Annotated in this window: 17 protein-coding genes; 13 read left to right on the forward strand and 4 right to left on the reverse strand. The window is 38.3% G+C overall.

The annotated features are described in order from the left end of the window. Positions 1-2: 2 nt before the first annotated feature. The 5 genes from ACTJKC_RS08005 to ACTJKC_RS08025 all read left to right on the forward strand — a co-directional run bounded on the left by ACTJKC_RS08005 (position 3) and on the right by ACTJKC_RS08025 (position 3,458). Positions 3-617, forward strand: coding sequence for an ABC transporter ATP-binding protein (locus ACTJKC_RS08005; RefSeq protein ID WP_440790982.1), 615 nt, complete (start codon positions 3-5; stop codon positions 615-617). Between the two features lie 522 nt (positions 618-1,139). Next, positions 1,140-1,700 (forward strand): elongation factor P, encoded by a 561-nt coding sequence (efp, locus tag ACTJKC_RS08010; RefSeq protein ID WP_344853354.1) that lies wholly within the window; start codon positions 1,140-1,142, stop codon positions 1,698-1,700. A 132-nt stretch (positions 1,701-1,832) separates the two neighbouring features. Further along, the gene (gene efp, locus ACTJKC_RS08015; protein WP_344853355.1) at positions 1,833-2,393 is read left to right on the forward strand and encodes an elongation factor P; all 561 of its coding nucleotides are present in this window, start codon (positions 1,833-1,835) and stop codon (positions 2,391-2,393) included. Positions 2,394-2,728: 335 nt separating this feature from the next. Continuing rightward, entirely contained in the window at positions 2,729-3,289 is a 561-nt protein-coding gene (locus tag ACTJKC_RS08020) for a 5-formyltetrahydrofolate cyclo-ligase (protein WP_440790983.1), read from the forward strand. A 10-nt stretch (positions 3,290-3,299) separates the two neighbouring features. Continuing rightward, entirely contained in the window at positions 3,300-3,458 is a 159-nt protein-coding gene (locus tag ACTJKC_RS08025) for a hypothetical protein (protein ID WP_440790984.1), read from the forward strand. Between the two features lie 260 nt (positions 3,459-3,718). Here the strand turns inward: ACTJKC_RS08025 and ACTJKC_RS08030 are convergent, their stop codons facing one another. From ACTJKC_RS08030 to ACTJKC_RS08040, 3 genes are all read right to left on the reverse strand, one after another. Then, the gene (locus ACTJKC_RS08030) at positions 3,719-4,696 is read right to left on the reverse strand and encodes a formimidoylglutamase (protein ID WP_440790985.1); all 978 of its coding nucleotides are present in this window, start codon (positions 4,694-4,696) and stop codon (positions 3,719-3,721) included. Further along, positions 4,689-5,927 carry an imidazolonepropionase gene (gene hutI, locus ACTJKC_RS08035; protein ID WP_440790986.1) on the reverse strand — a complete coding sequence of 413 codons (1,239 nt, stop codon included), beginning with the start codon at positions 5,925-5,927 and terminating at the stop codon, positions 4,689-4,691. The genes ACTJKC_RS08030 and hutI overlap by 8 nt, the downstream gene beginning before the upstream one ends. A 95-nt stretch (positions 5,928-6,022) precedes the next feature. Further along, positions 6,023-6,790 carry an exodeoxyribonuclease III gene (locus tag ACTJKC_RS08040; protein WP_440790987.1) on the reverse strand — a complete coding sequence of 256 codons (768 nt, stop codon included), beginning with the start codon at positions 6,788-6,790 and terminating at the stop codon, positions 6,023-6,025. A 170-nt stretch (positions 6,791-6,960) separates the two neighbouring features. Here ACTJKC_RS08040 and ACTJKC_RS08045 point away from each other — a divergent pair, with 170 nt between their 5' ends. Further along, positions 6,961-7,206, forward strand: a complete 246-nt coding sequence (locus ACTJKC_RS08045; RefSeq protein ID WP_440790988.1) for a hypothetical protein — start codon at positions 6,961-6,963, stop codon at positions 7,204-7,206. Continuing rightward, the gene (locus tag ACTJKC_RS08050) at positions 7,181-7,471 is read left to right on the forward strand and encodes a type II toxin-antitoxin system RelE/ParE family toxin (protein WP_440790989.1); all 291 of its coding nucleotides are present in this window, start codon (positions 7,181-7,183) and stop codon (positions 7,469-7,471) included. The genes ACTJKC_RS08045 and ACTJKC_RS08050 overlap by 26 nt, the downstream gene beginning before the upstream one ends. Here the strand turns inward: ACTJKC_RS08050 and ACTJKC_RS08055 are convergent. After that, on the reverse strand, positions 7,464-8,186 hold the full coding sequence (locus ACTJKC_RS08055; RefSeq protein ID WP_440790990.1) for a peptidylprolyl isomerase: 723 nt from the start codon (positions 8,184-8,186) through the stop codon (positions 7,464-7,466). The genes ACTJKC_RS08050 and ACTJKC_RS08055 overlap by 8 nt on opposite strands. A gap of 94 nt (positions 8,187-8,280) precedes the next feature. Between ACTJKC_RS08055 and ACTJKC_RS08060 the strand changes: the two genes are divergently transcribed. The 6 genes from ACTJKC_RS08060 (at position 8,281) to ACTJKC_RS08085 (ending at position 11,982) form a co-directional block, all read left to right on the forward strand. Further along, positions 8,281-8,682, forward strand: a complete 402-nt coding sequence (locus ACTJKC_RS08060; protein WP_440790991.1) for an HYC_CC_PP family protein — start codon at positions 8,281-8,283, stop codon at positions 8,680-8,682. Positions 8,683-8,766: 84 nt separating this feature from the next. Then, positions 8,767-9,303, forward strand: a complete 537-nt coding sequence (locus ACTJKC_RS08065) for a heavy-metal-associated domain-containing protein (RefSeq protein ID WP_440790992.1) — start codon at positions 8,767-8,769, stop codon at positions 9,301-9,303. A gap of 1 nt (position 9,304) precedes the next feature. Continuing rightward, positions 9,305-10,117 carry a hypothetical protein gene (locus ACTJKC_RS08070; protein WP_440790993.1) on the forward strand — a complete coding sequence of 271 codons (813 nt, stop codon included), beginning with the start codon at positions 9,305-9,307 and terminating at the stop codon, positions 10,115-10,117. A gap of 11 nt (positions 10,118-10,128) precedes the next feature. Then, complete coding sequence (locus tag ACTJKC_RS08075) at positions 10,129-10,632, forward strand: DUF3347 domain-containing protein (RefSeq protein WP_440790994.1); 504 nt, start codon at positions 10,129-10,131, stop codon at positions 10,630-10,632. After that, positions 10,632-11,192 carry a helix-turn-helix domain-containing protein gene (locus ACTJKC_RS08080; protein WP_440790995.1) on the forward strand — a complete coding sequence of 187 codons (561 nt, stop codon included), beginning with the start codon at positions 10,632-10,634 and terminating at the stop codon, positions 11,190-11,192. The genes ACTJKC_RS08075 and ACTJKC_RS08080 overlap by 1 nt, the downstream gene beginning before the upstream one ends. Positions 11,193-11,409: 217 nt before the next feature. Next, positions 11,410-11,982, forward strand: a complete 573-nt coding sequence (locus tag ACTJKC_RS08085; RefSeq protein WP_440790996.1) for a YceI family protein — start codon at positions 11,410-11,412, stop codon at positions 11,980-11,982. Positions 11,983-12,024: the final 42 nt, after the last annotated feature.

Consider the following 12,024-nt stretch of genomic DNA (forward strand, 5'->3'; position numbering starts at 1 on the left):
AAATGAATATCTCTTTACAAAATGTTGGCAGAAGGTTTAATAAGGAATGGATTTTCAGGAACCTGAGCACCGAATTTACATCGGGTAATAGTTATGCCATACTGGGGCCAAATGGTTCGGGTAAATCGACTTTGTTAAGTGTTCTAAATGGTAGCCTCTCTCCTTCTGAAGGGAAAATTACATTTTCGGATACTGCAGAAATCCCTGTCGAAAATATTTACCGGTACATTAGTCTTGCTGCTCCTTACCTCGAACTGGTTGAAACCTTTACGCTAAAAGAGATCATTGATTTTCATTTTAAGTTTAAAAATTTTGCGCCTGGCCTCGATGCTAAAAAGCTGATCGGCGTATTGGGTTTAGAAAAAGCTGCAAATAAAGAAATTAAGTACTTCTCATCAGGCATGAAGCAAAGAACCAAACTAGCTTTGGCCTGTTGCACCGATACACCAATTTTATTTTTAGATGAACCGACCAGCAATTTAGACGTTCAGGGAATAAACTGGTACCGCGAACTGATTGAAAATTTTGGAAAAGACCGTTTAACAATAATTGGCTCTAACCAGATCCAGGAATACGATTTCTGCACCACACAGCTGCAAATATCAGATTACAAGTAGTTTACTGCTCCTGAAACCCATCTTCATAACGTCTGTTTTGTCATACATTTGTACTAAAAATAAATTTTTAAAAAAATATTTTGCAATTAAGAAATAGTTTGTACCTTTGCACCACCAAAAAGAGAAACAATTATTTAATTTATCTCTAAAGGAAACGTTAATATTTTCCGCAATGCGGAATCAAAAATATAGCCGTAAATGGCAAAGAGTTTTTCATAGTTTAGTTTGAGGTTTAGGTTGATTATGCCTTTGGAGTGGTTCCCAAAGGCATTTCTTTTATACGGAGGTTTTTTGTTGTGTAAGTGGCATTTATTGATGTACAAGCCCCTCGTTTCTAAACCCGATTGCACGAAAATACTTTTTGGTGGAGCCTCTTCTATAAACTTACAGATGCAATTGCAAAAAGATTGAAGGGAAAGCGGGACTGCGCTACCCGATTAATGCTGGTTTTGCTTTTCAAATCAATATGCATTTTTTAACTTTGATTTTTAATCATCAACAAAACAACATTTCATTTTAAAAATGGCAAAAGCATCAGAAATATGGACCGGAAGTGTTCTTCGTATTAACGGAGAGTTGGTATCAGTTGAAGAATACATCCACCGCACCCCAGGAAATTTAAGAGCCTTCTACCAGGCCCGTATGCGCAATATAAAAACAGGTAAGATTGTGGAATATCGTTTCCGCCCGGATGAAGAAGTTACCTTTGCCCGCGTAGAAACCAATGACTATCAATACCTTTATGAGGATGGCGATTATTTAGTGGTAATGGATAATGAGACTTTTGAGCAGCACAACATCCCTAAATTTCTTTTTGGAGATTCGATCAGGTTTTTAAAAGAAAGCATGACCTTAACGGTTGCCTTTGAAAGTGAAGAGCCGATTATTGCACGCCTGCCAAACAGTGTTGAGCTTATTGTAACCTATTCTGAACCTGCGGTTAAAGGCGATACGGCAACAAGTGCGCTTAAGCAGGCAACTGTAGAAACAGGAGCTGAAATCAGGGTTCCTTTATTTGTTAATGAAGGTGATAAAATTAAAATTGATACGCGTACCGGTGAGTATATGGAGAGGATAAGATAAACCTGGTTAATGGTTTAAATTTTCTTAAGCACTAAGCCTTATGCCTTAAACCTTTATAGGTTTTTATTAAAATAATTTTACCTTTGCCGTCACGAAAAACTAAAATAAACCCCCAATTTGGGATAACACAATATGGCAAAAGCATCAGAAATTAAAACAGGCAACATCCTTCGTATTAATAACGAACTGGTTACTGTTGACGAATGGAATCACCGTACGCCAGGAAAAGGTGGCGCATTTTATACAGGTAAATTCCGTAACATTAAATCGGGCAGAATTGTTGAAGCACGTATGAATACCGACGAGGCTGTAGAAATTTGCCGTGTTGAAACTAACGATTACCAATACCTGTATGAAGAAGGTGATTATTTAATCGTGATGGATAACAACACTTACGAGCAATTTAATGTTGACAAAGCTTTATTTGGTTCGGCGATAAAATTTTTAAAAGAAGGCATGAACATCATTGTTTCGATGGAGAGTGAAGAAGCCATTATGGCTCAATTACCAAACTTTGCAGAATTTGAAATTACGTATTCGGAGCCGGCTGTTAAAGGTGATACTTCTACCAATGCATTAAAAGCAGCAACATTAGAAAACGGTGTTGAGGTTAAGGTACCGATGTTTGTAAACCAGGGCGATAAAATTAAAATTGATACCCGTACCGGCGATTACGTGGAGCGTGTAAAATAATTTAAATTCAATATTCTGAAGCCTCTGAAATTAATTTTTCAGAGGCTTTTTTGTTTAAACAGGTTTCGGAAACCTGTGAGGTTTATACCCATAATGCTAAATAACCGTATTTTTTAAAATGTATCCAGGTAATTCAGGCGGTCATTTTTTTTAGAAAATCAGGGTTCGGTGTGCTTGGGCTACTACAGTCCCGCTATTCGCTTCAAATCCCTGGCTCGTGCCTCACCTTCGGATTTTACGCTACTATCGGGTTTATTTAACCAAAGCCTTTAGGTTTTGGGTCACAAAACTTTTCTCGAAAACCTGCGGGGTTTGAAAAATATTATCTTTGTTTTATGCTAAAAGCCGAAATCAGAAAACAAGCGTTAAAAGACAGGTTGCTACTAAACGACTCATTGTACCATGGGTTAAACGAATCGCTTTTAAAACAGTTTAAAACACTCGATTTTAGCCAGATTAAAACCATTCATATCTTTTTACCCATCACCGAAAAAAAAGAGCCGAATACTTTTTTATTGATCGAATGGCTGAGTAAAACCCATCCCGAAATTAAAATTATTGTGCCAAAAGCCGATTTCGAAACGGCTTTGATGACCCACCATGAATATCTGGGCGAAGATGACCTTAAAAAAAACCTTTACAACATTCTGGAACCACAAAAAGGAAGCCTCCATGAAGGAGAAATAGACTTGGTAATTATTCCGCTTTTGGCATTTGATAAGCAAGGCTACCGCGTAGGTTATGGCAAAGGTTTTTATGATCGTTTTCTACAGGATATAAATGCTCAAAAAATAGGCTTATCTTTGTACCCTGCTATCGAAAAAATAGATGATGTGAATGAACACGACATCAAATTAGATTTTTGCATAACACCAACAGAAATTATAAAACTTTAAGCTTACCGGCATGCCACAGGAAATCGTTATTAAAACAGAAAAACAATACGAAGACAACATGATTGCGGTATTCGAATTACAGGAAAAAGAAGAATTAACTGCCGAAGACCTTAAACAGATCGATTTAATGTTAAAGGCTGGTGAAAAATATGAAGCGGAGCACCTGTAAGGGTTCATTAGTTCAGTGACCATGGTTTGTTGGTATGGGCGCGCTTCATAAAAATGCCCTTATCCTATCTGATGGCAGATTAAACAAAAGCGTTGTCATCCCGATATCCCCATTTCGTCATCTCGACTGTAGCGTAGCGAAACGGAGAGATCTATCTCAAGACAGATTTAGCTTCGCTGAGCACTTACGTGGTTCCCGGCAATGTTACCGATGTTAAATCGGTACAAGTTTCACTCCGCCCGAAATGACGGCACGGGAGGCTAAACCTTAGCCACATGTGCTTTCACAAAATCACTCACCAAATAAGCAATCAATTTAGACGTGAGCTTACTCACCCTTCCATCAAGCATCCTTGTGGCACCTTCGCAAATGTGTAAATAAGAAAATTTCTTAGCGTTGGTTAAAATCAGCTTTCTGACATCATTGACGGCAAATCCCGATGGCGTTTCTGCACTCGAAAGCACATTTTGAATACAATCTAAGTCGATCTCTAAACCAGCAGCTTTCCCTAATTCATCAAAAAAGCCGCCGGCATCGTCACCCATTAAAATATCATCGAAAAATATAGCCTTTAGCCTGGCGTTGTTTTCAACCTGGCTTAAAATCGCTTCATTATTGTAATTCTGATGCAGACCATACATAAAATAATGATTAAGATAATTTTCTGTAAGTGCATAAGAAAACCCGTTTCCGCTATGTCTTCCTTCCAGTTCTCTTAAATCGGCATGCGCATCTATGTTTAATACATCAATTGGAGTTTTGTATGCCAGCGAAGTCCCTTTAATGATGCCATAAGCATTGTTGTGCCCACCGCCAATTACCACCGGGATTTTGCCTGCAGAAACAATTTTTTCGATGACCGGATAAACCAGTTCGTCAATTTCTGCTACTTTATTCCTTAAACCTTTAATAGAAGAATCTTCAGGTTCGTTGATTTCGAAATGGCCTAAAACCAAAATTTCTGCACCATTTAAAAAGCGGTTACTTTGAATATTGAGAAAAGCAGCTAAAGCAGGTTTCCATGCCGAAGCGGCGCCAGCAATACCAGCGTTTGCCCGTACCCCGATATCTTCCGGGATGCCCAACAATACAAATTTTGAGTGGTTCGCTTTTAATCCTTCAATTGATATTGCCTCATACTGGTATGTTTTAACCCTTTCGCCAAGTTTAATTTCGCCATTACGATGGATAATCAAATGGTTAATGTCGCTCTGCGAATATATTTTAAGGTTATCCATGATAAATTTCACCGTTTAAAATCACCGTATCAACCTGGTTTTCACCAAAACTATACGGCAAATAGGCAATTGAAGGCATTGGTTTGGTAATAAATAAATTTGCTTTTTTACCAATTGTAATGCTTCCATAATCTTTACTTATTTCCATTGCCGCTGCGCCATTTAAAGTGGCTGCATTGATGGCCTGCTCCGGAAACATCTTCATTTTAATACAACCAAGCGAAACCACAAAATTCATATTTCCTGAAGGTGTTGATCCCGGATTATAATCGGTAGCTAAAGCCACAGGCAAATCTGCTTTAAGAAAGCTTTTGGCATCTGCAAATGGAATACCCAGGTAAAACGAACAGGAAGGCAATAACGTTACAATGGTATTAGCATTTCTTAAGGTATTGATGGTTTCTTCGTTACTTTCTTCCAAATGATCAACCGAAACGGCCTTATTTTTTACGGCAACTTCGATAGCGCCTGAAACGGAAAGCTGATTGGCATGTAATTTTGGTTTCAAGCCATATTTTGCTCCGGCTTTGAGTATCTGATCTGTTTCTTCGACGGAGAAAAATCCTTTTTCGCAGAAAACATCAATATAATCGGCCAGGTTTTCTTTGGCAATTAGCGGCAACATTTCATTAATAATCAAGTTAATGTAACCCTGGTGATCATTTTTAAATTCGGCAGGGAAAGCATGAGCAGCCAGAAAAGTTGCTTTTATAGGTATCGGAAAGTGATCTTTTAACCTGCGGATTACCCGGAGCATTTTGATTTCACTTTCAGTAGTTAATCCGTACCCGCTTTTAATTTCAACCGCTCCTGTTCCCTGAAAAATCATCTGTTTTAACCTCACCGCAGCACTTTCAAACAATTCATCCTCTGATGCATTTTGGAGTTTACCCGCCGAATTTAAAATTCCGCCACCTGCCGCAGCAATTTCCTCGTAGGTTTTCCCCTGTATCTTCATGGCAAATTCTTCTTCGCGGGAAGCCGCAAAAACAATATGAGTATGGCTATCGCACCAGGAAGGGAAAACGTAGCGGCCTTCGGCATTGTATGTTGGAAGAGATGTAAGGGAAGATGGAAAACTATTCATTTTTCCAAAATCTTTAATCAGGCCATCTTCCAGCAAAAGCCAGGCATTTACGAGAACAGGCAATTCACCGAGTTCGCTACCACTGAGCACTAATTTATCTTTAGGATGCAGGCCAACAAGCCCTTTTATATTTATGATTAGCATTTATGGGATGGTTAATTGTTCAAACCGTATAAATTGATTAATTGAGTATTGCGGACAGTTAACCAGTTTAAACAATTAACCGATTAACCCAAAACCTAATCTATTTCCAATAGAACCGGACAATGATCAGAATGTATGGCATCGGGTAAAATCCTTACATTTTTAAGGCGGCTTTCCATTGGTCTTGTAGCCAGGTGGTAATCGATACGCCAACCCAGGTTCTTCCCCCTTGATCCTGCCCGATAACTCCACCAGGTGTAATGATGCGGGTCTTTATTAAAATGACGGAAGGTATCGATAAAACCATTATCTAAAAATAACTGCATCCACTCCCGTTCTTCGGGTAAAAAACCAGATGAATTGGCATTCGATTTTGGGTTATGGATATCAATGGCGGTATGGCAGATGTTATAGTCGCCACTTACAATTAAGTTTGGGAACTCTTTACGCAGTTCGCCGATATATTCATCAAAAAACCGCATAAATTCGTACTTTTTAACCTGTCTTTCATCTCCGCTCGAACCTGATGGCATATAAAGGCTCATTAATGAAAAATCTTCAAAATCAGCCCTCAAAATTCTTCCTTCTTTATCGATCCATTCTTCTCCGCATCCAAATGCTACATGGTTAGGTTTAATTTTCGATAAAATGGCCACGCCGCTATATCCTTTTTTCTCTGCCGGAAACCAATAATGATGATAGCCCAACTGCTCAATCAGCGCAATAATTTCCGGGATTTGTGAAGGCATGGCTTTTACTTCCTGCAAACAGACCATATCAGCATTTGTAGCCTGGAGCCAGCCAAAAAAGTTTTTGGTACTTGCCGCCCGGATTCCGTTTACATTATAGGAGATGATTTTCATCAGTTAAATATATTTATCAATGGCGATGAAGCGATCATGATTTTTATGCCCGCTCAGCAGGTAAATCATAATGGTTTCATTCAGTAAATTTCAATTGTTGTGGGCGGTAAATTTAGAAATTAATTGAATAAATGCTTAGTAATTGAGAATTGCTTTCGTTAAATTTGTTTATGAGCATCGAAGAATTAAAAATAGAAATCGCAAAAAAGGTTTTCGAAACAGATGATGAAAATCTTTTATCAGAGCTGGACATGCTTTTAAACTACAATGAAAAGGTTGTGTTGGACGAATTGCCTAAACATGTTCAGGAGGGAATTAAAAGAGGGTTACAACAAGCTAAAGAGGGAAAACTAATCCCATATGACGAAGTAAAAAAAGGCTTTCTGAAAAATGGCACTAACCGTTTCTTTTTCTGAAGAAGCATACGAAACACTACTTGGCATTGGGATTTTTATAGAAAAAACCTGGGGTTACGATTATGCTGAAAGTTTTATAGAAAGTGTTTATAAAAAAATTGATCTCATTGTCTTCTTGCCCTTTATCTACGATCCTATCTCATTAAATAGCCAAGTAAGAAAAGGCGTAATCTCAAAACATACTTCTTTTTATTATCAAGTTTATCAAGAAGAAATTAGAATTCTGTTCTTCTTTGATAACAGACAAGATCCTTTAATTACATAACTATTTTATCTTTCAAAGATCCCTGTAACAACTGTTTCTCCAACTTTTTCGCTTCTCTCCTCTTCAAAACCGTAATCTCCATTTTTGCATCCTGTTTTGGACGGTTGTTTTTATCGGTTTCGATTACTGCAATCTTATCTACCAGATCCAGGCCAGCTACAATTTCGCCATAAACGGTATAATTACGGTCTAAGTGCGGGGTGCCTCCAATTGTTTTGTACACCTCACGCTGCCATTCAGGAATTTTAAATTTCAGGCGTTTTTCTTCCACATTATTTAACTGCTGATCGGTAAAAACCTTTCCCTGAACCAGGTAAAACTGGCTTCCGCTTGATGCTTTTGCCGGATTAACGTCATCACCTTCCCTTGCTGCTGCCAAAACCCCTTTTTTATGGAATAAACTATCATTAAATTCTGCAGGAATCGTATATTTTGGTCCGCCGTTGCCTAACAACGAATCTGGTTTGGCATTCCTCGAATCCGGATCGCCCCCCTGGATCATAAAATCTTTAATCACCCGATGAAATAAAAGATCATTGTAATACCCTTTTTTAACCAGTTTCAAAAAGTTATCGCGGTGCAATGGCGTTTGATTGTACAATTTAACAATGCACTCGCCATATGCTGTTTTAATACGGACATATTGATTTTTAGGTTTCGCAGCGAAAGCGGAAAGCACTGAAAAAGCGCAAAGGAACAATAATATTTTCTTCATTTAGCCGGTGTTTGAGGCTAAAATAAACTAAAAAATGAAATTCAGTAAATATTTCCGCGCATTATTCGATAATTTTTGCTTTACCTTTGTGCTAATGAAGTTAAAACAAAAAATAGCACTTTCTTTGGCTGTATTTTATGCAGTTAGTGTTATGGGTTTGGCTTTAAGCCTCCATTTTTGTGGGGGTAAACTAGAAAATGTTAAACTCTTTAGCAACGAACTTTCCTGCAAATTCTGTAAGGAGATTCCTGCTGAGAAGAAAGATGATGGTTGCTGCAAAAACACACAGGTAACAGTTAAGGTTAAAGATAGTCACCAGGTGGAGGCACAGGTACAAATGCCTAAATTGTTTTCTATCCAACTTTTCCTGCATCCTCCGGTTTTAGAATTTCTGACCAACATCACTCCGAAGTTTTTTAGTAAAATCTCAAACAAAGCACCACCATTATCCTCGCGGGTTGCTTTGCATGTTTTCAATTGCATTTTCAGGAATTAGGATTAAACATCAGCTCGTAATGCACATTTCTTGTATTTGGACGGGCTCAATGTGACATTTTCTTAAATTCTAATTCAAAAAATCATGAAAACAATAAAAATTTTCAGCATCATTATGCTATTCTTTGCCGTTAATGTTTCGGCACAACAAATATCTACAGCCGATTTACAGGTAACCGGTTTAACTTGTTCCATGTGTTCAAACGCCACACAAAAATCTTTAGAAACCCTGGGCTTTATTAGTAACGTTAAACCAGATTTAAATAAAAACATCTTTGTTTTAACCTTTAAAAAAGACGCGAATGTTAATCTAGACCTGGTTCGTAAAAAAGTTCAGGATGCAGGTTTTTCTGTTGGCAGCTTAACTGCAAACTTCAATTTTAACGATGTTAAAGTAGACGACAAAGGTCAGGCGGTTGTTAATGGCAATGTGTACCGTTTTGTAAATGTAAAAGATAAAACGCTTAGTGGCACAATAAAGGCGAGTGTGGTTGATAAAGATTTTATTTCCGGTTCAGCATTCAAAAAACAAGCCTCAACTGCTAATTCCGACGCTTATGCAAGTGGCACCGGCGTAGTAAACGGCAAAAAAACGCGCATTTATCACTTGGTTCTTTCTTAGGATGAGGCGGATATTCATACTGGCGCTGATGCTTATCGGTGCTTATAAAAGTGTTTCTGCACAAGAACTATATGTGTTTACAGAGCCTGCGAGCAATATGCCGAAAAAATCGATCGGCGTAAGGATTACCAACGAAGGCATGTTCAACTATCCGGGTTATGTAAGCCGCACTATTCCGGAGGTGATGATCGGGTTCAGCAAAAACCTGATGATGCATGCCCAGGCTTTTCTTTCTGACATGGATGGTAAATATCGTTTAGAAGGTGGGAGTTTATATGCTAAATACCGGTTTTTATCGTTGGATGAAGCACACAGCCATTTCAGGGCATCGGCTTTTGGAAGGATTAGTACCAGCAGACGGCCAACTTATACGCGCGACATTAACCTTGAAGGCGACAATAGCGGCGTTCAGGGAGGATTGATTTTTACACAACTGCTGCATAAACTGGCGCTATCATCAACCTTAGGTTATGCCCACGCTTTCGAAAACAGCGACAGGCAAATTGCAGGGATGCCTCAACCAAAAAATATGCTGTCCTACAGCTTATCATCGGGTTATCTGGTTTTACCTGTCGTTTATAAGGATTACAAACAGCCCAACTTTAATGTATATTTAGAGTTACTGGGCAAAACCGATCCGGGCAGCGGCCAATCTTACCTGGATATAGCCCCAGCCCTACAGATGGTTTTAAACAGTACAACCCGAATCGATTTTGGCTATCGTTTTCAGGCAACGGGAAATATGGATAACCGGTACACCAAAAATATGTACCTGCTCAGGGCAGAATTTAATTTTTTTAACGTTTTAAAATAGAATATAATCACATGAAAAAAATATTAGGATTAGTTGCCATCATCACAATCGCAACAACAACATTCACTTACGCACAAAGCAAAACAGACGCAGCCTTAAATCAGGTATTAACAGCCTATTACGATGTAAAAAATGCCCTCGCAACCGACAAAAAAGACCTGGCGATAGAAAAAGTGAAAATTTTATCGGCAAATGTAAATGCAGTTAACCATAAAGATTTACCAACGGATCAGCATAAAATATTTATGGAACAAGCTGCGATTATCAAAAGCAAATCGGCTCAGCTTGCGGGTTCGAACGACATTAAAACACAAAGAAAAGCTTTTGAAGGGATTTCTTATGCGATGATTAAAACGCTGAAGGGTTTAAAATTTAACAGCCAAACCGTTTATGTTCAGCATTGCCCCATGGCGAAAGCGAGCTGGTTAAATGAAAAAGAAAACATCGAAAATCCATATTATGGAAGTATGATGTTCGATTGTGGTGATGTTTCCGAAACGATAAAACCGAACTAATGAAGCTGCATATCAAAAATATGGTATGCAACCGTTGTAAAATGGTGGTTAAGGCTGAGCTCGAAAAGCTTGGCTTTAAACCGCTATTGGTTGAGCTTGGCGAAGTTACTTTGGCTAAAAATATCACTCCCGAAGATAAAATCAGAATTTCAGATGGCCTTAACCATTTCGGATTCGAACTATTGGAAGATAAGAAAACCCAGATAGCCGAGCAGGTTAAAACGGCTATTGTTAATTTAGTACATTATACCAGGGAACCCTTAAAAATCAATCTTTCTGCCTATCTAAGCGATCAGTTAAAACAGGAATACGGCAGTTTAAGCGGTATTTTTTCGGAGGTGGAAAATCAAACGATTGAGAAATATTTCATTGCCCAAAAAATAGAGAAAGCAAAAGAAATGCTTACCTACGGCGAACTTACCCTGAGCGAAATTGCTTATCAGCTTAACTATAGCAGCGTAGCACACTTATCGGCACAGTTTAAAAAAGTAACTGGTATTACGCCTTCGGTTTATAAAGCAGGTTCTGCAGACAGCAGGAAAACACTGGATGAGGTATGAGGAGGATGTAAAATGGAAAAGGTAAGATGGAGGATTGGCTAAAATTTATGGTCAATGGTTAGATAGATCATGGTTGATAGCCAATGGGCCCATCGTCTATGGACCATGAACCAAAAAACCATTAATCGATTAACCCCCTCTGTCCAATTTCTTACCATAAGTCAAGACTGATCAACTGGTAATCAGCTAATTTTGTACCTAAATAAAATCACCAGGTATGAAAAAATTATTCTTATTTCTGATCGCTGCCTCAATCAGTGTAGCATCATTTGCACAAACAAGCTGGAAAATAGATCCAATGCACTCGTTTGTTAACTTTTCAGTTAAACACATGGGCATTTCTTTTGTTGATGGTTCATTTAAAAAATTCGACGGAACGGTTACGGCTTCTAAACCAGATTTAACTGATGCTAAAATTAGCTTTACGGTTGATGTAAACAGCATTACTACAGGTGTTGAGATGAGGGATGGCCATTTAAAAACAAACGATTTCTTTAATGCAGAGAAGTTCCCTACGATGAAATTTGAAGGTACATCTTTCAAAAAATTAAGTGGCAATAACTATGAATTGAATGGTAAACTGACCATCCGCGATGTAACCAAAGATGTAAAGTTTGCTGTGGTTTATGGTGGAACAGCTAAAGATCAGCAAGGCAATACTAAAGCCGGTTTTGGCGCTACTACGACCATTAACCGTTTAGATTATAACATTAAATATGATCCAACAGGTGCTGGTGTTGCAAAAGATGTTGCCATTAAATTGAACCTGGAGTTTGTTCAGGCGAAATAATTGATTAAGATCGTTATTAATCAATTTTGATGATCTAATAAA

This window comes from Pedobacter sp. 22226 (assembly GCF_052045455.1).
Classification (GTDB): Bacteria; Bacteroidota; Bacteroidia; order Sphingobacteriales; family Sphingobacteriaceae; genus Pedobacter; species Pedobacter jeongneungensis.